This window comes from Streptomyces sp. NPDC052023 (assembly GCF_044548465.1).
GTDB lineage: Bacteria > Actinomycetota > Actinomycetes > Streptomycetales > Streptomycetaceae > Streptomyces.
In genome coordinates, this window is the sequence record NZ_JBIUBW010000001.1 from 717460 (window position 1) to 737282 (window position 19823).

21 protein-coding genes and 2 pseudogenes are annotated in these 19823 nt (G+C 71.5%); 12 read left to right on the forward strand and 11 right to left on the reverse strand.

Features of this window, described 5'->3' with window-relative positions; genetic code table 11:
* Positions 1-4: 4 nt before the first annotated feature.
* Both ACIHCM_RS03310 and ACIHCM_RS03315 read right to left on the reverse strand, forming a co-directional pair.
* Positions 5-592, reverse strand: a complete 588-nt coding sequence (locus ACIHCM_RS03310; RefSeq protein ID WP_399888289.1) for a TetR family transcriptional regulator — start codon at positions 590-592, stop codon at positions 5-7.
* Between the two features lie 25 nt (positions 593-617).
* Entirely contained in the window at positions 618-1622 is a 1005-nt protein-coding gene (locus ACIHCM_RS03315) for an aldo/keto reductase (RefSeq protein ID WP_399888728.1), read from the reverse strand.
* Positions 1623-1642: 20 nt separating this feature from the next.
* Here ACIHCM_RS03315 and ACIHCM_RS03320 point away from each other — a divergent pair.
* A pseudogene (locus tag ACIHCM_RS03320) lies at positions 1643-2012 on the forward strand (hypothetical protein); the annotation flags it as partial.
* 11 nt (positions 2013-2023) lie between these two features.
* On the opposite strand, the gene ACIHCM_RS03325 reads toward ACIHCM_RS03320, so the two are convergent.
* Together ACIHCM_RS03325 and ACIHCM_RS03330 are read right to left on the reverse strand one after the other, a co-directional pair.
* The gene (locus ACIHCM_RS03325; RefSeq protein WP_399888292.1) at positions 2024-2638 is read right to left on the reverse strand and encodes a LysE family translocator; all 615 of its coding nucleotides are present in this window, start codon (positions 2636-2638) and stop codon (positions 2024-2026) included.
* An 89-nt stretch (positions 2639-2727) separates the two neighbouring features.
* Positions 2728-4110 carry a glycine--tRNA ligase gene (locus ACIHCM_RS03330; RefSeq protein WP_399888295.1) on the reverse strand — a complete coding sequence of 461 codons (1383 nt, stop codon included), beginning with the start codon at positions 4108-4110 and terminating at the stop codon, positions 2728-2730.
* Between the two features lie 162 nt (positions 4111-4272).
* Between ACIHCM_RS03330 and ACIHCM_RS03335 the strand changes: the two genes are divergently transcribed.
* The 4 genes from ACIHCM_RS03335 to ACIHCM_RS03350 are packed head-to-tail and all read left to right on the forward strand — an operon-like array spanning position 4273 to position 7466.
* Positions 4273-5262, forward strand: a complete 990-nt coding sequence (locus tag ACIHCM_RS03335) for a metal ABC transporter solute-binding protein, Zn/Mn family (RefSeq protein WP_399888299.1) — start codon at positions 4273-4275, stop codon at positions 5260-5262.
* Positions 5263-5278: 16 nt separating this feature from the next.
* Entirely contained in the window at positions 5279-6088 is an 810-nt protein-coding gene (locus ACIHCM_RS03340; RefSeq protein WP_399888302.1) for a metal ABC transporter ATP-binding protein, read from the forward strand.
* Positions 6088-6990, forward strand: coding sequence for a metal ABC transporter permease (locus ACIHCM_RS03345; RefSeq protein ID WP_399888305.1), 903 nt, complete (start codon positions 6088-6090; stop codon positions 6988-6990). Before ACIHCM_RS03340 ends, ACIHCM_RS03345 begins: the two co-directional genes overlap by 1 nt.
* Positions 6991-7049: 59 nt before the next feature.
* On the forward strand, positions 7050-7466 hold the full coding sequence (locus ACIHCM_RS03350) for a Fur family transcriptional regulator (RefSeq protein WP_399888308.1): 417 nt from the start codon (positions 7050-7052) through the stop codon (positions 7464-7466).
* Positions 7467-7475: 9 nt separating this feature from the next.
* On the opposite strand, the gene ACIHCM_RS03355 is transcribed toward ACIHCM_RS03350, so the two are convergent.
* From ACIHCM_RS03355 to ACIHCM_RS03380, 6 genes are all read right to left on the reverse strand, one after another.
* Positions 7476-7946: a YcxB family protein gene (locus tag ACIHCM_RS03355; protein ID WP_399888311.1), complete on the reverse strand. Its 471-nt coding sequence runs from the start codon at positions 7944-7946 to the stop codon at positions 7476-7478.
* 87 nt (positions 7947-8033) lie between these two features.
* Entirely contained in the window at positions 8034-8870 is an 837-nt protein-coding gene (locus ACIHCM_RS03360; RefSeq protein WP_399888313.1) for an isoprenyl transferase, read from the reverse strand.
* Positions 8871-8893: 23 nt separating this feature from the next.
* Complete coding sequence (gene recO, locus ACIHCM_RS03365; RefSeq protein ID WP_399888315.1) at positions 8894-9640, reverse strand: DNA repair protein RecO; 747 nt, start codon at positions 9638-9640, stop codon at positions 8894-8896.
* A 34-nt stretch (positions 9641-9674) separates the two neighbouring features.
* On the reverse strand, positions 9675-9908 hold the full coding sequence (locus ACIHCM_RS03370) for a hypothetical protein (RefSeq protein WP_399888318.1): 234 nt from the start codon (positions 9906-9908) through the stop codon (positions 9675-9677).
* A 176-nt stretch (positions 9909-10084) separates the two neighbouring features.
* Complete coding sequence (locus tag ACIHCM_RS03375) at positions 10085-10522, reverse strand: VOC family protein (RefSeq protein ID WP_399888321.1); 438 nt, start codon at positions 10520-10522, stop codon at positions 10085-10087.
* A 154-nt stretch (positions 10523-10676) separates the two neighbouring features.
* Positions 10677-11120, reverse strand: coding sequence for a protein phosphatase (locus ACIHCM_RS03380; protein WP_399888324.1), 444 nt, complete (start codon positions 11118-11120; stop codon positions 10677-10679).
* A 79-nt stretch (positions 11121-11199) separates the two neighbouring features.
* Here ACIHCM_RS03380 and ACIHCM_RS03385 point away from each other — a divergent pair, with 79 nt between their 5' ends.
* Together ACIHCM_RS03385 and ACIHCM_RS03390 are read left to right on the forward strand one after the other, a co-directional pair.
* Positions 11200-11748 carry a SigE family RNA polymerase sigma factor gene (locus ACIHCM_RS03385; RefSeq protein ID WP_399888327.1) on the forward strand — a complete coding sequence of 183 codons (549 nt, stop codon included), beginning with the start codon at positions 11200-11202 and terminating at the stop codon, positions 11746-11748.
* Positions 11745-12653, forward strand: a complete 909-nt coding sequence (locus ACIHCM_RS03390; RefSeq protein ID WP_399888330.1) for a hypothetical protein — start codon at positions 11745-11747, stop codon at positions 12651-12653. The genes ACIHCM_RS03385 and ACIHCM_RS03390 overlap by 4 nt, the downstream gene beginning before the upstream one ends.
* 19 nt (positions 12654-12672) lie before the next feature.
* On the opposite strand, the pseudogene ACIHCM_RS03395 reads toward ACIHCM_RS03390, so the two are convergent.
* Positions 12673-12813, reverse strand: a pseudogene (locus tag ACIHCM_RS03395) (FCD domain-containing protein); the annotation flags it as partial.
* Positions 12814-13187: 374 nt separating this feature from the next.
* On the opposite strand from ACIHCM_RS03395, the gene ACIHCM_RS03400 reads away from it, so the two are divergent.
* Genes ACIHCM_RS03400 through ACIHCM_RS03420 form a run of 5 tightly spaced genes read left to right on the forward strand, consistent with a single transcriptional unit; the run spans position 13188 to position 19709 of the window.
* Positions 13188-14819, forward strand: a complete 1632-nt coding sequence (locus ACIHCM_RS03400) for an ABC transporter substrate-binding protein (RefSeq protein ID WP_399888332.1) — start codon at positions 13188-13190, stop codon at positions 14817-14819.
* A 3-nt stretch (positions 14820-14822) separates the two neighbouring features.
* Positions 14823-15782 (forward strand): ABC transporter permease, encoded by a 960-nt coding sequence (locus ACIHCM_RS03405; protein ID WP_399888335.1) that lies wholly within the window; start codon positions 14823-14825, stop codon positions 15780-15782.
* Complete coding sequence (locus tag ACIHCM_RS03410; protein WP_399888338.1) at positions 15782-17758, forward strand: dipeptide/oligopeptide/nickel ABC transporter permease/ATP-binding protein; 1977 nt, start codon at positions 15782-15784, stop codon at positions 17756-17758. The genes ACIHCM_RS03405 and ACIHCM_RS03410 overlap by 1 nt, the downstream gene beginning before the upstream one ends.
* Complete coding sequence (locus tag ACIHCM_RS03415; RefSeq protein ID WP_399888341.1) at positions 17755-18777, forward strand: oligopeptide/dipeptide ABC transporter ATP-binding protein; 1023 nt, start codon at positions 17755-17757, stop codon at positions 18775-18777. Before ACIHCM_RS03410 ends, ACIHCM_RS03415 begins: the two co-directional genes overlap by 4 nt.
* On the forward strand, positions 18774-19709 hold the full coding sequence (locus ACIHCM_RS03420) for a dihydrodipicolinate synthase family protein (protein WP_399888344.1): 936 nt from the start codon (positions 18774-18776) through the stop codon (positions 19707-19709). Before ACIHCM_RS03415 ends, ACIHCM_RS03420 begins: the two co-directional genes overlap by 4 nt.
* Positions 19710-19823 lie beyond the last annotated feature (114 nt).

Sequence of the window (19823 nt, forward strand, 5' to 3'; positions counted from 1 at the left end):
GGCCTCAGGCCCGCAGCCCCCGCACGACCAGTTCCACCACCGCGGCGAAGTCCTCCTCGACGCCCGGCAACGTCCACTCCGGGGCGTAACAGGGGTCGTGGAAGCGCCCGGTGGCCTGGAACACCGCGCGGGCCGCGGCCTGCGCGTCGCCGCCGGCGAAGGTGCCTGCCGCGATGCCCGCCGCGACGATGCGGGCCAGCTGGGCGGTGAGGTCGGCTATGTGCTCCGGGACCGCCTCACCGCTCTCGCCGGTCAGCACCATGTACGTGGCGAACAGCTCCGGGTCGTCGCCCGCCTTGCGCCGCTTGGCGTCGAACAGGCCCCGCAACCAGTCCCGCAGCCGCCCCTCCGCGTCACGGTCCTCGGCGGCGATCCCGGCCAGCGCCTCGGACGTGCGGTCCAGCCAGCGCTTCGTGACCGCCTCCCGAAGGGCCGCCTTGGTGCGGAAGTGCCGGTAGACGCTGCCGTGGCTGACGCCCAGCGCGCGCGCCACGTCGACCACGGTGGCCTTGGCCGGGCCGTGGCGGCGCAGCACCTCCTCGGTGGTGGCGAGGATGCGCTCGGCGGTCAGGGTCTCACTGGTCGGGGACATGAGGTGACGGTACCCCGGGCCCGGTTCAGCGTTCGCTGTCGAGGTGCGCCATCTGCTGGGCGGCGTAGCGCTCGCCCGCGGCGGCACCGGCCGGGACGGCCTCCTCGATCGCCCGCAGGTCGGCCTCGTCCAGCCGCACGTCGAGCGCGCCGAGGGCCTCCGTCAGCCGGTCCCGGCGGCGGGCGCCGACCAGCGGCACGATGTCCTCGCCGCGCGAGAGCACCCAGGCGATGGCGATCTGCGCGACGCTGACGCCCTTCTGTTCGGCGATCTTCCGCAGCGCCTCCACCAGGTTCAGGTTGTGCCGGAGGTTCTCGCCCTGGAAGCGGGGCGACATGGCCCGGAAGTCGTCGGCCGCGAGCCGGCGGTCGGCGGTGAAGTGGCCGGAGATCAGCCCGCGGGACAGCACGCCGTACGCGGTGACGGCGACGCCCAGTTCACGGGCGGTCGGCAGGATCTCGGCCTCGATACCGCGCGAGATCAGCGAGTACTCGATCTGGAGGTCGGAGATCGGGGCGGTGGCGGCGGCCCGGCGGAGCGTCTCGGCGCCGATCTCGCTGAGGCCGATGTGACGGACGTACCCCTTCTCGACCAGCTCCGCGACGGCGCCGACCGTCTCCTCGATCGGTACGTCCGGGTCGAGGCGGGAGAGCCGGTAGACGTCGATGTGGTCCACACCGAGGCGCTGGAGGGAGTAGGAGGCGAAGTTCTTCACGGCGGCCGGGCGGCCGTCGTAACCCAGCCAGTCGCCGGCCGGGCCGCGCAGGGCGCCGAATTTCACGCTGATCAGGGCCTGTTCCCGCCGGGCCGGTGGCGCGGCGCGCAGGGCCTCGCCGATCAGCATCTCGTTGTGGCCCATGCCGTAGAAGTCGCCGGTGTCGAGCAGGGTGATGCCGGCTTCCAGGGCGGCGTGGACGGTGGCGATGGACTCGGTGCGGTCCGCTTCGCCGTACAGGGCGGACATGCCCATGCAGCCGAGGCCGAGGGCGGAGACCTGGGGGCCGGTGGTGCCGAGAGTGCGTGGGTGCATCGTCATGCCTCCACGATGGCATGACAGATGACAGATTTCAATATCTGTCATCTGTTCTTTGTCAGGCCGGATCGCACCGCCCTGATCCAGCACCGCGTCTGGACTACTGGAAGAACTGGGACGTGCCGACAACGGGGTCCACCCGCCGTTCGGCTGGACCCCGATCACCGACTCCGGATCGGCACGCACGGCTACGACGTGATCAACGCGGCGTTCCCCGTGATCCGCTCGGACGGCACCGCGCTGTGGGAGGACGGCATGGGCACGGGCGTGAAGGTCGCGACGCCCGCGGAGATGTGTGCCGCGAAGGCCGCCGGCCGGACGATCCTGCTCTCGACCGGCGGCGCCACGGCCGGCATCACGCGGTCCGGCAACGCTGCCGGCCCACGCCGGGCGCCGTCTCACCGCGAGGTGAACGCCAGTTTCGCCCCCAGTGCCACGAACGAGCCCGCGAACGTCCGGCGCACCCAGGTCATCACCCGGGGACGGGAGACCACCTGGCTGCGCACGGACGCCGCGAGCAGGCCGAGGGCGGCGAACAGCACGAAGGTCACCAGCATGAACACGCCGCCCAGCGCCAGCATCCGGGGTACCGCGTGCGGCTCGGCCGGGCTCACGAACTGGGGCAGGAACGCGAGGAAGAAGATCGTCACCTTCGGGTTGAGCAGGTTGACCAGCACGGCCCGCACGATCACCCGCCCCGCGGTCACCGGCGCTGCGCCCTCCTGCCCGACGTCGATCGCGCCCTTCTCCCGGACCGTCGCCCAGGCCATGTACAGCAGATAGGCGACACCGGCGTACTTCAGCACCTGGAAGGCCGTCGCGCCGGCGTGCAGCAGCGCGGCGACGCCGGTGACGGTGGCCAGCACATGCGGGACGATCGCGACCGTGCACCCGAGCGCGGCGGCGACGCTCGCCCGCCGCCCCAGGGAGAGCCCGGCGGAGAGCGTGTAGACGAGGCCGGTGCCGGGGGTGACGACGACGACGAGGGTGGTCAGCAGGAAGGCGAGGCTCATGGGCTCCACCCTGGGAGCACGACGGCCCCCGGCACAGGTCCAAAGAGGAGCCTGTATCGGGGGCCGATCAGCCCGAGCCGCGGAGCGTACTAGCTGCCGATCAGACGCGAGGCCAGGTAGCCCTCGATCTGGTCCAGCGACACGCGCTCCTGCTTCATGGTGTCGCGCTCGCGCACGGTCACGGCGTTGTCGTCCAGGGTGTCGAAGTCGACCGTCACGCAGTACGGCGTGCCGATCTCGTCCTGGCGGCGGTAGCGGCGGCCGATGGCGCCGGCGTCGTCGAACTCGATGTTCCAGTGCTGCCGCAGCGCCTGGGCGAGGCCCTTGGCCTTCGGCGACAGCTCGGGGTTGCGCGACAGCGGGAGCACGGCCACCTTCACCGGGGCGAGGCGGTGGTCGAGGCGCAGCACGGTGCGCTTCTCCATCTTGCCCTTGGCGTTGGGCGCCTCGTCCTCGACGTAGGCGTCGAGCAGGAAGGCGAGCATCGCCCGGCCGACACCGGCCGCGGGCTCGATGACGTACGGCGTCCAGCGCTCGCCGGCCTCCTGGTCGAAGTACGACAGGTCCTGGCCGGAGGCCTTGGAGTGGGCGCCGAGGTCGTAGTCGGTGCGGTTGGCGACACCCTCGAGCTCGCCCCACTCGCTGCCGCCGAACTGGAAGCGGTACTCGATGTCAGCGGTGCGCTTGGAGTAGTGGGAGAGCTTCTCCTTGGGGTGCTCGTACCACCGCATGTTCTCCTCGCGCAGGCCGAGGCCGGTGTACCAGTTCCAGCGCTGCTCCATCCAGTACTCCTGCCACTTCTCGTCCTCGCCCGGCTTGACGAAGAACTCCATCTCCATCTGCTCGAACTCGCGGGTGCGGAAGATGAAGTTGCCGGGCGTGATCTCGTTGCGGAAGGACTTGCCCATCTGCGCGATGCCGAACGGCGGCTTGCGGCGCGAGGTGGTCTGGACCTGGGCGAAGTTGGTGAAGATGCCCTGCGCGGTCTCGGGGCGCAGGTAGGCGACGGAGCCGCTGTCCTGGGTCGGGCCGAGGTGCGTGGAGAGCAGACCCGAGAACTGCTTGGGCTCGGTGAACTGGCCCTTGGTGCCGCAGTTCGGGCAGTTGAGGTCGGCCAGCCCGTTCTCCGGGGCGCGGCCCTTCTTCTCCTCGTAGGCCTCCTCCAGGTGGTCCGCGCGGAACCGCTTGTGGCAGGAGGTGCACTCGGTGAGCGGGTCGGTGAAGGTGGCGACGTGGCCGGAGGCGACCCAGACCTCGGGGGCCAGGATGACGGACGAGTCGATGCCCACGACGTCCTCGCGCGACGTCACCATGTAGCGCCACCACTGACGCTTGAGGTTCTCCTTGAGCTCGACACCCAGGGGCCCGTAGTCCCAGGCGGCACGCTGACCGCCGTAGATCTCACTGCAGGGGAAAACGAAGCCACGGCGCTTGCTCAGGCTGACGATGGTGTCGATCTTGTCGGCGGCCACGGTGCTCTCTTCATTACGACGACGGGCGACGAAGCGAGATGCTTCCAGCGAATGATTCAGGTTACCGGCGCGGACTCCCCCTGAACCAAATCGGGGGCTCCCCCGGATCCGAAACCGGCAGTTTGTTGACAACGGTTTCCAATTTTGTTGAAAATGACTCCCATGAAGATACGACGACGCCTGATCTCCACGGCAGCGCTGGCCGCCCTCGGCCTCACCGCCGTCTCCGCCTGCTCCAGCGACTCCGCGGGCGCGGGCGACGCGGGCGGATCGGACAAGTTCGACGTCGTCGCCTCGTTCTACCCGATGCAGTTCCTCGCCGAGCAGATCGGCGGGGACCATGTGAACGTCACCACCCTGACCGAGCCCGGTCAGGAGCCGCACGACCTGGAGATCAGCGCCCAGCAGACCGCGCAGCTCCAAGAGGCGGACGCCATCCTCTATCTCAAGGACCTCCAGCCCTCCGTCGACGAGGCCGTCGCCCAGGCCGACGTGGGGTCGAAGGTCGACGCCGCCACCCTGACCAAGCTGGAGGACCACGGCGACGTCGAGCACGAGCACGGGCACGAGGGCGAAGAGCACGCCGAGGACGAGCACGCCGGCGAGGAGGAGCACGCCGAGGAGGGTGGGCACGCCCTCGACCCGCACGTTTGGCTCGACCCGGTGAAGTACGCCGAGATCGCCAAGGGCGTCGGCGCCGCCTTCGAGAAGGCCGACCCCGGCCACGCGGCCGACTACAAGGCCAACACGCAAGCGCTCGTGGGCAAGCTGAACGCCCTCGACGCCGAGTTCGCCGACGGCCTGAAGGACACCAGGACCAAGGTCTTCTTCACCAACCACGCCGCCTTCGGCTACCTCGCGGAGCGCTACGGCCTCACCCAGGAGGCCATCTCCATCTCCCCGGAGGGCGAGCCCAGCCCGGCCCGGATCAAGGAACTCCAGTCGGAAGCCAAGGCCGACGGCGTGACCACCGTGTTCTACGAGACACTGGTGAGCGACCGGACCGCGAAGACGCTCGCGAAGGACGCCGGCCTGAAGACGGACGTGCTCGACCCGCTCGAGGGCATCACCGACAAGTCCAAGGGTGACGACTACATCCAGGTCATGGAGTCGAACCTCAGCGCGCTGAAGTCGGCGCTCGGCGCCAAATGATCGTTACGGAGGCCCCATGAAGAGCGAGCCCGTCATATCCCTGCGCGGCGTCCGCGCCGACCTGGGCTCGCGCCCCGTCCTGCGCGGCATCGACCTCACCGTCTCCCGCGGTGAGGTCGTCGCGCTGCTCGGCGCGAACGGCTCGGGCAAGTCGACGGCGGTGCGCAGCGTCATCGGGCAGGTGCCGGTCGGCGCGGGGACGATCGAGCTGTTCGAAATGCCCCTGCACCGGTTCCGCGACTGGGCCCGGATCGGATACGTCCCGCAGCGCACGACGGCCGCGGGCGGCGTGCCCGCCACGGTGACGGAGGTCGTCTCCTCCGGCCGGCTGGCCAGGGCCCGCTTCGGCCTGCTGCGCAAGGCGGACCACGAGGCCGTACGCCAGGCGCTGGAACTGGTCGGCATGGCGGACCGCGCCAAGGACTCGGTCGACGCGCTCTCCGGGGGCCAGCACCAGCGGGTGCTGATCGCCCGCGCCCTCGCCTCCCGGCCCGAGCTGCTGATCATGGACGAGCCGATGGCGGGCGTCGACCTGGCCAGCCAGGAGGTGCTCGCGCGGACCCTGCGCGAGCAGGTCGCCGCCGGTACGACGGTCCTCCTCGTCCTGCACGAACTGGGCCCGCTGGAGCCGCTGATCGACCGTGCGGTCGTGCTGCGCGACGGTTGTGTGACCCACGACGGCCCGCCCCCGAAGGCCGTCGGCCAGCACGCTCCCCCGAGCGCTCAACTCCGTGCGTGCGGGGGGTGCCCCCACCCCGGCCACGACCCCGTCCACCCGCACGCGGCGCACGACGCCGAACCGATCCGCACGGGACTGCTCAGCTGATGGACTTCCTCGACTACGCCTTCATGCAGCGGGCGCTGCTCGCCGCTGTCCTGGTCGGCGTCACGGCCCCGGCGATCGGCATCTACCTGGTGCAGCGCCGCCAGGCCCTGATGGGCGACGGGATCGGCCATGTCGCCATGACCGGTGTCGGCCTGGGCTTCCTGCTCTCCTGGTCCCCGGTGTGGATGGCGACGCTGGTCTCCGTCATCGGCGCGGTGCTCATGGAGCTGATCCGCTGGTACGGCCGCACCCGGGGCGACATCGCCCTCGCCATGCTGTTCTACGGCGGCATGGCGGGCGGCGTGATGTTCATCAACCTCGCGCCGGGCGGTTCCAACGCCAACCTCACCTCGTACCTCTTCGGCTCCCTGTCCACGGTCAGCGAGTCGGACGTCACCGCGATCTGCCTGCTCGCGTCCTTCGTGGTCCTGGTCACCGTCGGGCTGCGCAGGCAGCTCTTCGCGGTCAGCCAGGACGAGGAGTTCGCGCGGGTGACGGGGCTGCCGGTGCGGGCGCTGAACCTGCTGACGGCGATCACCGCGGCGGTGACGGTCACCGTGGCGATGCGGGTGGTCGGCCTGCTGCTGGTGTCCGCCCTGATGGTGGTCCCGGTGGCCGCCGCCCAGCAGCTCACCCGCAGTTTCGCCGCGACGTTCGCGATCGCGGTCGCCCTCGGCGTGGCCGTGACCCTCGGCGGTACGGTCACCTCGTACTACCAGGACGTTCCGCCCGGCGCGACCATAGTGCTGCTGACCATCGGCGCGTTCGTGGTGCTGACCGCGCTGGCGGCCCCGCTGGCCCGGCGGCGCGCGCGGGCGCTGGCCGCGGCTCACCCCTCCGGGGACCCGGCGGAGTGTGCAATTCCGGCCACGCGTGGGGCCGCGGACGGAGCAGGCGTCTGACCGCACATGGTCCGGGCTGGCACAATGGCCCGGCAACGCTTCAGGCAAGGAGGCAACCGGTGACCACCGCTGGACCGCCCGTGAAGGGCCGCGCCACCCGGCAGCGCGCCGCTGTGGCGGCTGCCCTGGAAGAGGTCGAGGAGTTCCGCAGCGCTCAGGAGCTCCACGACATGCTCAAGCACAAGGGCGACGCGGTCGGACTCACCACGGTCTACCGCACCCTGCAGTCCCTCGCCGACGCCGGCGAGGTGGACGTGCTGCGCACCTCCGACGGCGAGTCCGTCTACCGCCGGTGCTCCAGCGACGAGCACCACCACCACCTCGTCTGCCGCGGCTGCGGCAAGGCCGTCGAGGTCGAGGGCCCCGCGGTGGAGACCTGGGCGGAGACCATCGCCGCCGAGCACGGCTTCGTCAACGTGGCCCACACGGTGGAGATCTTCGGCACCTGTGCGGACTGCGCCGCCGCGAAGGGCTGATATCAGCGGTCAGACGCGGGTCAGGTTGCGGTCGAGGATCTCCCGCAACCTGTCGGCGTCGGCGGGTGCCTGAATGCCGCGCTTGGGCAGGACCGCGACACCCAGGGCATTGTTGTCGGCGCTCAGCAGGACGAACACCTCCGCCGCCTCCGCGTAGCGCGGCATCCCGGCCCACTTGATCGTCGTCGTGGAGGCGTCGTTGGTGATACTCACTCCGGTGTCCGTCACCAGCGTGCGGCAGGTGCCCTGCCGCTGGGCGAACCGATGCACCTGGCGGGCCTGGAACCAGGGAATGACCGCCACCATCACCGCCACCACGAGCAACCAGACGACGAGCACGGGCGAGCCGTTTCCTCCGGAGATCATGCGCGCCAGCAGCAACAGGGCCAGGACGGCCATGGCGCCGGGCAGCCACCGTTGCATCCGCCCCGACCGGCTGGCGCGCTGCCGCGCCCGCAGCGCCTGATCGAGATCCTTCACGGTCGGCTGGTACACCAGCTCGACGACGTCCTGCTCCTGAGTTGCTTACCGCCCCATGACCATGAGGCGGAAGCGTACCGGCGCGGCTCAGCCCTGCTGCCTGCCCTCCATGGCCAGCAGTTCCTCGTTCGGGATCGCCCCGCCGAACCGCCGGTCGCGCGAGGCGAATTCCACGCACGCCCGCCACAGGTCGCGGCGGTCGAAGTCCGGCCACAGGACGTCCTGGAAGACCATCTCGGCGTAAGCGCTCTGCCAGAGCAGGTAGTTGGACGTGCGCTGCTCACCGCTCGGGCGCAGGAACAGGTCCACGTCCGGCATGTCCGGGTAGTACATGTACTTCGCGAAGGTCTTCTCGGTGACCTTGGACGGGTCCAGGCGCCCGGCCTTCACGTCCTCCGCCATCGCCTGTGCCGCGTCGGCGATCTCGGCCCGGCCGCCGTAGTTCATGCAGAAGTACAGCGTGAGGCGGTCGTTGTCCTTGGTCTGCTCCTGGGCGATCTGGAGCTCCTTGGCGACCGACTTCCACAGCTTGGGCATCCGCCCCACCCAGCGCACCCGGACACCGAGCCCGTCGAGCTGGTCGCGGGTCTTGCGGATGAAGTCGCGGTTGAAGTTCATCAGGAAGCGCACCTCGTCCGGCGACCGCTTCCAGTTCTCGGTGGAGAACGCGTACAGCGAGATCGCGCCGACGCCCATCTCGATCCCGCCCTGGAGCACGTCCAGCACCCGCTCGGCGCCGACCTTGTGCCCCTCGGTGCGTGGCAGCCCACGCTCCTTGGCCCAGCGGCCGTTGCCGTCCATGACGATCGCCACGTGGCGGGGGATCAGCTCGCCGGGCAGCCGCGGCGGGCGGGCACCGGACGGATGCGGCTCCGGCGTCAGGTACTCGCGCCGCTGGCGCCCCAGGAACCCGCGTACGGCCATGTGCTTCTCGTCTCCCTCAGCTCTTACTTTTCCACGTACCGAAGGGAGCGCAGCCCGCGCTCCAGATGCCAGTGCAGATACGCGGACACCAGCCCGCTGCCCTCCCGCACATGCCGCGGCTCGCACGCGTCCGCGGTCTCCCAGTCTCCCGTAAGCAGTGCCCCGAGGAGTTCCAGGGTCTGCGGTGAGGGTACGACGCTGCCGGGGACCCGGCAGTCGGCGCAGACGGAGCCGCCGGACGCCACCGAGAAGAACCGGTTGGGTCCGGGCATTCCACACTTCGCGCAGTCGCCGAAGCTGGGGGCGTAGCCGTTGACGGCGAGGGAGCGCAGCAGGAAGGCGTCGAGGACGAGGTGCGGGGCGTGCTCGCCGCGGGCGAGCGTGCGCAGGGCGCCGACCAGCAGCAGGTACTGCTGCACGGCCGGCTCGCCCTCGTGGTCCGTGAACCGCTCCGCCGTCTCCAGCATCGCCGTACCGGCGGTGTACCGCGCGTAGTCGGTGACGATCCCGCCGCCGTACGGAGCGATGGTCTCGCTCTGTGTGCACAGCGGCAGCCCGCGCCCGACCAGCTCGCTGCCCCGCGCGAAGAACTGCACGTCGACGTGTGAGAAGGGCTCCAGCCGGGCCCCGAACTTCGACTTGGTCCGCCGCACCCCCCGCGCCACGGCCCGCACCCGCCCGTGCCCCCGCGTGAGCAAGGTGATGATCCGGTCGGCCTCACCGAGCTTCTGGGTACGCAGCACGATGCCGTCGTCGCGGAACAGGCTCATGCCGGCATTCTCCCCTACGCCGGCGGGGCCTCCTTCAAGGAACCTCGCCCCGGCTGCGGGCGTTCGCGTAGGCCGTCGCCGCGCTGAGCCGCTCCGCGGCGGTGGCGGAGCGCAGGGCGTCCGGATCGCAGTCCCACTCCTTCCCGCCGCCTACGGCTCTCAGCTGCACGTACGGCCCCTCGTGCCCCATGACGATCCCCACCTTCCCGCTGCGGGCGTCCACGACGTACGAGCCGATCGGCGGCTTCGGCGGCTTCTTCGACTTCATCGGCTTCCGGCCTTTTCCAGTGCGGCGTGCAATTGCATCACCGTGTGGTTCCCCGACCCCCTCGGGTTTCACTCTTTGCGACCCCGCGGCCACACACTGCCTCTACACTCGGCAGAATCCCGCCGCACGCTCCGCGGGCACGTGCCAAGCACCGCACCCCGCGTCCAGCCACCGCCTCAGCGCCGGGCGAGGGGTTCCGGGGCCTCCTGGACCGCCCAGCCGTTGCCGTCGGGGTCCTGGAAGAAGAGGAAGGAGTTCCACTTCTCCTCGCCCCGGCCCGCCGCCCAGCCGGAGTCGGTCACATGCAGGACCGGGGTCACCTCGACCCCGCGTCCGGCGAGCTCGGCCCTGGCCGCCTCGATGTCCGTGACGCACAGCTGGAGGCCCTGCATCGCGCCCGGAGCCATCCGGAGCTGCCCCGGTGAGTCGGGCATGCCGGACTCCAGCACGATGGAGCAGCGGGAGCCGGGCGGGGTGAGCTGGACGAAGCGGCCGACACCCTCGAAGAACGACGCGTCGATGTCGGCGCTGAAACCGCACTGGTCCTGATAGAAGGCCTTGGCCCGGTCCAGGTCGGTGACCGGTACGACGATCAGCTCAAGGGTCCATTCCATGCGCGCACCTCCCGGCCCATGGTCCCCCGCCGTCCCGCCCTACGCCCGTCAGCCACTGTGCCGAGCCCGGCCCGCACCCCGCTGTCCCCCGATGGTCCACGGCGTCGCGACCAAGGTGGGCGCCTCGGTGGCCACCCGCCCGTCCGGCGGGTTCTCACCGGCCGGCGAAGCCGCGCACGTAACGCCGCTGCCACGGCGTCTCCACCGCCCGCCGGTCGTAGCGCGCCCGGACGAACTCCACGGCCCGCGCCGCCGGTACGCCGTCCAGGACCGCCAGACAGGCCAGTGCCGTCCCGGTCCGGCCGCGCCCGCCACCGCACGCGAGCTCCACCCGCTCCACGGCGGCCCGCTCCAAGGCCTCGGTCAGGGCCGCCCGGGCGTCGGCCCGGTCCTTGGGAAGGCGGAAGTCGGGCCAGTGGATCCAGCGGGACTCCCAGGAGGGGACCTGGGGCGGCGCGCCCAGCAGATAGAGACCGTACGACGGGCTCGGTGCCGCCGGGTCGAGGGGGCGCCGCAGGCCGCGGCCACGGACCAGGCGGCCCGAGGGCAGCCGGAGCACGCCCGGCATCCGCTCGTCCCACCCTCCGGTCGCCGTCATGGTGTCATTCGAACGTGTTCACCGTGTCCGGGCAACCGATTGCGCACGACCGGTGGTCTGGAGGGCGAGGGGGTGCTTGATGCAGGCCGAACAAGAGGCCCAGTTCCAGGAATTCGTCAGGGCGCGGTGGTCCCACCTCGTCCGGACGGCCTATCTGCTCACCGGCGACGCGCACCACGCCGAGGATCTGACACAGACCGCGCTGGCGAAGGCGTACCGCTCCTGGCGGCGCGTGGCGCGCAGCGACAGTCCGGAGGCGTATGTGCGGCGGATGCTGGTCAGCTGCAACAGCGACCGGTTCCGCAAGCGGCGGGTGGCCGAGGCGCTGACCCCCTCGCCGCCCGAGCGGGCGGGGCGTGACGACGCGGTGTCGCGGGCGGACGAGCGCGGCGCCCTGATGGGCGCGCTCGCCGGGCTGCCGCCCAGGCAGCGGGCCGTGGTGGTGATGCGGTACTGGGAGGACCTGTCCGAGGCGGAGGTCGCCGAGGTGCTCGGCTGTTCCCCCGGCACGGTGAAGAGCCAGGCGGCCAAGGGACTGGCGAAGTTGCGCAGCTATCCGGGGCTCGCGCAGGCGATGGACGCGCCTGCCCGCGGCCACGCGCGGAGTGGACAGGGAGGCACCAGGTGAGCCACGACGACGAGATCGAGCGGGAGTTCGAGGACCAGCTGCGTGAGCTGCTCGCCGAGGACGCCTACGCCGTCCAGCCACCGCCCGTGCCGTATCCGGCGATCCGTCGCCGCGGCCTGGTCGAGCGGCGCCGGAGCATGGCCGTGACCGGTACGGCGCTGGTGACGCTCGCGGCGCTGCCCGTCGGGGCGTTCGCGCTGACGGGCGGGGCGAGTGAGGCGGACACCGCCACGCCGAGTCCGTCCGTCACGGCCCCCCCGGCACCGGCGCCCACCCCCTCCGCGACCCCGTCGGGTCCCTCGGGCCCGGCCACGGACGGGCAGTTGCTGGACGGTGTCGACAAGGCCGCGGCCGCCGCCGGGCTGAAGGACTGCCTGGCGTACGAGATGGGCGGCGCCGACCGCGTCGACCTCGGCGAGCCCTCCGACTACCGGCTCCTGCTCGCCATGCGCAGCACCGGCGACAGCAACGCCCCCGGCGACGGCCACTATGTGGTCGCGGTGCGCGAGAAGGGCCCGCAGACCCGGCTGATCTGCACCATCAAGGACGGCGTGGTCTCCGGGCTGAACGTCGGCAGCGGCGAACAGGGAATCCCCGACGCCCCGGTCGTCATGCCGGACAGCAACGCTCACCGGCTCTCCATGCAGTCGGTCATCGACCGGGACCGGTGGCGGCTGCCGTTCCGCTGGGCGAGCATCGGCACGGTCGAGCCTTCCGTGCGACGGGTGACCGTCTCCTACGGTGACGAGACCCGCGAGGCGGTCCTGGACGGCGGCTGGTACGTCGCCGCCGGGGAGCTGAACCAGCAGGTGACGCGGTCTCCGCACGTCAGGGGGTACGACGCCGCCGGCCGGCTCGTCTACGACTCCGACCAGGACAAGTACTACATGCGGACGCTGCCGTAGCGGCGCCCGCCGTCCCCGGCCGGTCCTCTCCGCCACGGAAGTGAACCGCCGTCGCGCGCTGCGCGCCCTCCACGTCGCGGGCGCGCAGCGCGGAGATGATGGCGCGATGACGGTCGACGGTGAGCTCGGGGGACGGTTCGTCCGGGTCACGGGCGCCGCTGCCGTAGCCGGGCCTGACCTCCACGATGCCGAGTCGCCGTATCCGGCGGTTCCGCCACTCCCCGGGCACGCGCCGCATCGTGCGCGCACCGGACGTACCACGTCCGGCATCCGGCGCCGAGCTGCCCCAACTCCCGCCCGTGCGCACCGCCATTGGTGTGACCTGTGGCAGATACGCCATTCGTGTGCGCCCGCTTGACCGCCCCCACGGCCGCTCCTATCGTCGCGCTCACCGCAGGACGTAGGACGTCGTATCTCCTCATCATCCGACTTGGCACCCGACCTGCCGTCCGACTCGTCATCCGCACCCTTCGCCGGCCGTCGGAGTGACGCGGACCATCCGACCGCCTCCCCCCACCACTCCTCGGAGGACCCGTGCGCGACGTGACCCACGACGTGCCGGCGCCGCACCGCCGGTCGTTCCTGAAGTACTCCGGCGCACTCGGCGCGGCAGCCGCCGTCCCCGCGTCGCTGACGGCCTGTTCGGCGGGCCCCGAGTCCACGAACGACTTCGGCGACGGCGGCGGGGGCGCGAACCGGACGCTGACGGCGGTCATCGGCTACGGCAACGACGGGACCTGGGACCCGACGCAGACCGCTTCGGCGTTCTGCATGGCTGCCAACAACCACATCTACGAGGGTCTGCTCGACACCGACCCGATCTCCCGGAAGCCGTACCCCGCGCTGGCGACCCAGGTGCCCGCGGACCTCGGCGGCACCTCCTGGAAGTTCACCCTGCGCCCGGGCGCCACGTTCCACGACGGCAAGCCGGTCACCGCGGACGACGTGGTCTTCGTCTTCGACCGGATCCTGGACCCGGACACCCAGACCCTGGCCAAGGGATTCTTCGAGCCCTGGCTGAAGGACGTACGGAAGATCGACGAGCGGAACGTCGAGCTCGTGCTGAAGTTCCCCTTCCCCGAGGGGGTCTCCCGGCTCACGCTGGCGAAGATCATGCCCAAGCACGTCTTCTCCCGGCCCGGCGCCTGGAACGAGGCGATCGCGGGGCTGGCCGTGGGCTCGGGGCCGTACCGGCAGACCGCGCACCACCCGAAGTCCAACACCACCTTCGAGGCGTACGCCGGCTACAACGGGCCGCGCCGGCCCGCGTTCAAGAAGATGAACTGGCTGACGATCGTCGACGCCGCGCCCCGCGTCGCCAAGATCTCCGGCGGCAGCGCGGGCGCGCAGATCGCGGACAACATCCCGTACGCCAACATCGGGGTGCTGGAGAGCGGCGGCCTGACGGTGGCGGGCGGGGCCGGGATGAACAACCTGTTCCTGATGTTCAACACCGCGCACAAGCCGTTCGACGACGTACGGGTCCGGCAGGCCCTGCACTACGCCATCGACACCGAGAAGATCGTCGAGGTGGCCCTCAAGGGGCACGGCAAGCCGTCGTCCTCGTTCCTGGACGAGGCCAATCCGGCCTACCGGCGGGCGAAGACGGTCTACGACCACGACCCCGGCAAGGCGCGGGCGCTGCTGAAGGAGGCCGGAGTCAGCGGACTGCGGATCGAGATCCTCGCCGTGAACGTCAGCTGGATCGTCGACTGCCTGCCGACCATCAAGTCGTCCTGGGACGCGATCGGGGTGCGCACGACGCTGTCGCCGCAGGAGACCACCGCCGTCTTCACCAAGATGGACCAGAAGCAGGACTACCAGGTGGTGGCCGCCGCCTCGAACCCCAACCAGTTCGGTCTCGACGCGGACCTGATCATGCGTTACAACCACGGGCCCGAGAACCTGTGGATGCAGTACGCCCGCTGGGCCGGCGACCCGGTCGCCCGGCAGCTCTTCAGGGACATGGACCGGGCCACCCGCGAGCCGGACCCGGCCCGCAAGAAGGCGATGATCCAGGACTACGTCGACGTCGTCGCCGAGCAGGCCGTGCTCTACCCGGTCGTCCACAACGAGCTGATGACCGCCTGGGACCCGCGGGCGCTCGCCGGGATAAGGGCACAGGCGTACCCCGGGATCAACGTCCTCCAGGCCAAGTGGGCCTAGCCGGTGGTCGCCGTCGTCAGGATCCTGGCCCGCCGTGTCCTGCTGCTCGTGCCGCTGATGCTCGGCGTCGTGCTGTTCGTCTTCCTGGTCATGCGGTTCTCGGACGTCGACCCGGCGTCCGCGTTCTTCCAGGGCGCCAACCCGACCCCCCAGCAGCTGCACGACTTCCGCGAGGAGCACGGCCTGCTCGACCCGCTGCCGGTGCGCTACGTCGCCTTCGTCGGCGACCTGCTCCACGGCGACCTGGGCACCAGCGCGCTCACCCGGGGCGAAGTGGTCGACCAGGTCATGACCGCGCTCCCGCTCACCATGCAACTCACCTTCCTGGGTCTCGCCATCGCGGTGGTGCTGTCGCTGGCCGGCGGGGTGATCGCCGCCATCTACCGGGACCGGCTGCCGGACCAGATCATCCGCGTGGTGTCCCTGACCGGCGTCGCCGCGCCCGGCTTCTGGCTGGCGCTGCTGATGATCCAGTACCTGGCCGTCGGCCTGGGCTGGTTCCCCACCGGTGGCTACATCAACCCGCGGGACTCCGTCACCGGCTGGCTGAAGACGATGACGCTGCCCGCCCTCGCGCTGTCCCTGCCGGTCGCCGCGCAGCTGACCCGGATCGTGCGGACGGCGGTCGTCGAGGAGCTGGACAAGGACTACGTGCGCACGGCGATCGGCAGCGGGCTGCCGCCCCGGGTGGTGGTCGGCCGCAACGTCCTGCGCAACGCCCTGATCAACCCGCTGACCGTGCTCGGCCTGCGCGTCGGCTATCTGCTCGGCGGCGCGGTCGTCATCGAGACGATCTTCTCGCTGCCCGGCATGGGCAAGCTGATGATCGACGCCGTCAAGAACGGCGACCCGGCCGTCGTCCAGGGCGTCGTCCTGACCACGGCGATCGGCTTCGTGGTCGTCAACCTCGTCATCGACATCCTCTACCTGCTGGTCAACCCGCGACTGAGGGATGCCGCCTGATGTTCTCGCGCAAGAGCCTCACCGAGGCGCTCTCCCGCCCCGGCGTCCGGCTGCGCGGCTGGCGCCGGCTGCCGCTGCTGTCGAAGGTCGCCGTCTGTTTCCTGGCCCTGGTGGTGCTGGTCGCGGTGTTCGCACCGCTGCTCGCGCCCTACGACCCGCTGGAGCAGCTGCCGCCCGCCGACGGCACCGGACATCCGTCGGCCGGGCACTGGATGGGCCAGGACAGCCTCGGCCGGGACATCCTCAGCCGGTTGATGTACGGCGCCCGCTGGTCCCTCGCCATCGGGCTCGGCGCCACCACCCTCGCGCTGCTGGTGGGCTCGCTGATCGGCGCCGTCGCGGCGACCTCGCGCAAGGCGGTGGACGAGACGCTGATGCGCTGCCTGGACGTGGTGATGGCCTTCCCGGGCATCGCCCTGGCCGCCGTCCTGGTGGCCGTCTTCGGCGGCGGGATCGTGGTGCTGATCTGCGCCATCGCGTTCCTGTTCACCCCGCCGGTGGCCCGCGTCGTCCGGGCGAACATCCTCGACCAGTACGGCGAGGACTATGTGACGGCCGAACGTGTCATCGGCGCCCGCACCCCGCACATCGTGCTCAGGCACGTGGCCGTCAACTGTGCGGCGCCGGTGCTGGTGTTCTGCACGGTGCAGGTCGCCGAGGCCGTCGTCTTCGAGGCGTCGCTGTCCTTCATCGGGGCGGGCGTACGGCCGCCCGACCCGTCCTGGGGCAGCGTCATCGCGGACGGCAAGAACATGGTGCTGACCGGCGGCTGGTGGGCGACCGTGTTCCCCGGGCTGCTGATGCTGGTGACCGTGCTGTCGCTGAACATCCTCTCCGAGGGGGTGTCCGACGCGTGGGCGGCTCCCGCTCCCCGCGAGGTCGAGACCCCCCAGGACCGCCTGGAGACCCCCGAGCCCGGCAGCGGCAAGGTCACCCCGCTCCCCGGCCTCGCCGAGGCCGCCCTCCGGCTCCGCTCCCGCGCCCGCCCGCTGCCCGGCGGCGGGCCGGTGCTCGCCGTCGAGAACCTCGCCGTCGGCTTCCCCGCCCGGCACCACGGCGTGGACATCGTCGACGGCATCAGCTTCGAGGTGCGCGCCGGTGAGGTGCTCGGCCTGGTCGGCGAGTCGGGCTGCGGCAAGTCGCTGACCGCGCTGACCGTGATGGGCCTGCGGCCGAAGGGCGCCCGGGTGCGCGGCGAGGTCCGCTTCCACCAGCGGCCCCTGCTCGGCGAGCCGATGCGGGTCCGCCGCAAGCTGCTCGGCCACGAGATGGCGATGATCTACCAGGACGCGCTGTCCTCGCTGAACCCGGCGATGACCATCCGCGCCCAGCTGAAGCAGGTCGTGCGGCGCGGCGGCCGGCGCAGCCCCGCCGAACTGCTCACCCTGGTCGGCCTCGACCCCGACCGCACCTTGCGCAGCTACCCGCACGAGCTCTCCGGCGGCCAGCGCCAGCGGGTCCTGATCGCCATGGCCCTGTCCCGCGACCCGAAGCTGATCGTCGCCGACGAGCCGACCACCGCGCTCGACGTGACCGTGCAGGCGCAGATCATGGAGCTGCTGCTCGAGTTGCGCGAGGAACTCGGCTTCGCGCTGATCCTGGTCTCGCACGACCTGGCGCTGGTCGCGGCCGTCACCGACCGGGTGGTGGTGATGTACGGCGGGCAGATCGTGGAGACCGGTGTGACCGCCGACCTGGTCGAGGCGCCGGCCCACCACTACACGCGCGGGCTGCTCGGCAGCGTGCTGTCGCTGGAGGGGGCGGCCGAGCGGATGGAGCAGATCAAGGGCGTCGTCCCGTCACCGGCGGACTTCCCGGCGGGCTGCCGGTTCGCGGACCGCTGCCCGATGGCGAGCGAGATCTGCCGGACCACCACCCCCGGCCTTGTGGGTACCCGGACGCACACGGCCGCCTGCCACCATCCGGCGGTCCTGCTGGTGAACACCGGCGAGGCGGAGAGCGAGGTCGTCACGTGAGCGCACTGGTGGAACTCACCGGCGTGCACGTCGTGCACAAGGCCCGCAGCGGCGGGCTGTTCACCCGCGACAAGGTGTACGCCCTGACCGGCGCCGACCTCACCATCGCGCCCGGTGAGACCGTCGGCGTGGTCGGCGAGTCCGGCTGCGGCAAGTCGACGCTGGCGAAGGTGCTGGTGGGCGTGCAGCCGCCGACGTCCGGGACGGTGTCCTTCCAGGGCCGCGACCTGTGGGCCATGGCGCCCGGCGAGCGCCGGACGGCCGTCGGCAGCCACACCGGCATGATCTTCCAGGACCCGTCGACCGCCCTGAACCGGCGGCTGACGGTGCGGCAGATCCTGCGCGACCCGCTGGACGTGCACGGGCGCGGCACGGCGGCCCGGCGGGAGGAGCGGGTGCGGGAGCTGATGGCGCTGGTCGGCCTGCCGAAGGCGCTGGCCGACGGGCTGCCCGGCCAGCTCTCCGGCGGGCAGCGGCAGCGCGTCGCCATCGCCCGCGCGCTCGCCCTCGAACCCGAGCTGGTGGTGGCCGACGAGCCGACCAGCGCGCTGGACGTGTCGGTGCGCGCCCAGATCCTCAACCTGCTGCTGGACCTGAAGGAGCGACTGGGTCTTGCGCTGGTGTTCGTGTCGCACGACATCCAGACGGTGCGGCGGATGAGCGACCGGGTGATCACGATGTATCTCGGCCGCATCGTCGAGGTGGCCCCGGCCGGCCGGGTCACGGACCGGGCCCGGCACCCGTACACCCGTGCCCTGTTCTCCGCGACCCCCGGCCTGCTCGACCCCATCGACCCGATCCCGCTGGCCGGGCCGGTGCCGTCGGCGACCCGGCCGCCGAGCGGCTGCCCGTTCCGCACCCGCTGCTGGAAGGCCGACGGGGAGTGCGCCGGGTCGATGCCGGGATTCTCCGACGCGGCCACTCCTACGCATCGTTTCCGCTGCCACCATCCGGTGGGAGAGGAAGAGTCGACCCGCGAACTCGTCGGCCAGGCTCAGGCACCAAAGGAACCCACATGACCTTCACCTCCCCGCTGACCGGTGTCGTCCCGCCCGTGTGCACACCCCTGACACCGGACCGCGAGGTGGACGTCCGCTCGCTGCTCAGGCTGGTCGACCATCTGGTGGCCGGTGGCGTGCACGGGCTGTTCGTACTCGGCTCCACCTCGGAGGCGGCCTACCTCACCGACCGGCAGCGCGCCCTCGTCGTCGAGACCGTGGCCGGTCACCTCGGCGGGCAGCTCCCGTTGCTCGCCGGCGCGATCGACATGACGACGCCGCGCGTCCTGGACCATGTCCGGGCGGTCACGGACGCCGGCGCGGACGCGGTCGTCGTCACCGCGCCCTTCTACACCCGCACCCACCCGGCGGAGATCGCCCGCCACTACCGGCTCGTCGCCGCCGCCTGCCCGGTCCCCGTCCTGGCGTACGACATCCCGGTCGCCGTCCACAGCAAGCTCCCCGCCGAGCTGGTCCTGGAGCTGGCCGCCGAGGGGGTGCTGGCCGGGCTGAAGGACTCCAGCGGGGACCTGACCGGCTTCCGCCAGGTCGTCACCGGCGTCCAGGCCCACCACGGCACCCTCGCCTTCAGCGTGCTGACCGGCTCCGAGACCCTCGTGGACGCGGCCCTGGCGCTGGGCGCCGACGGCGCGGTGCCCGGCCTCGCGAACGTCGACCCGCACGGCTACGTCCGGCTGTACCAGCTGTGCCGGGCCGGCGACCGGGAACGCGCCCGTGCCGAACAGGAGCGGCTGTGCGCCCTGTTCGCGCTGACCGGCGTCGGTGCCCCCGCCCGGATGGGCGGGAGCTCCTCGGCGCTGGGCGCTTTCAAGGCGGCGCTGCACCTGCGCGGGGTGCTCGACTGCCCGGCGACGGCGGAGCCGCAGGTGCCGCTGTCGCCGGAGGAGGTGGAGCAGGTCGGCAAGTTCCTCGCGGCGGCCGGGCTGCTCTGATCCCGCGCCAGTGCCGCGACAGGCAACGTTTGCCCAGCTTGGGGGAGCGTGCCGGGCGTCGCCGCCGGGCGGACCGTGGCCGTGGCCGGCCCAAGGTTGGCCCGCGAGCGGGGT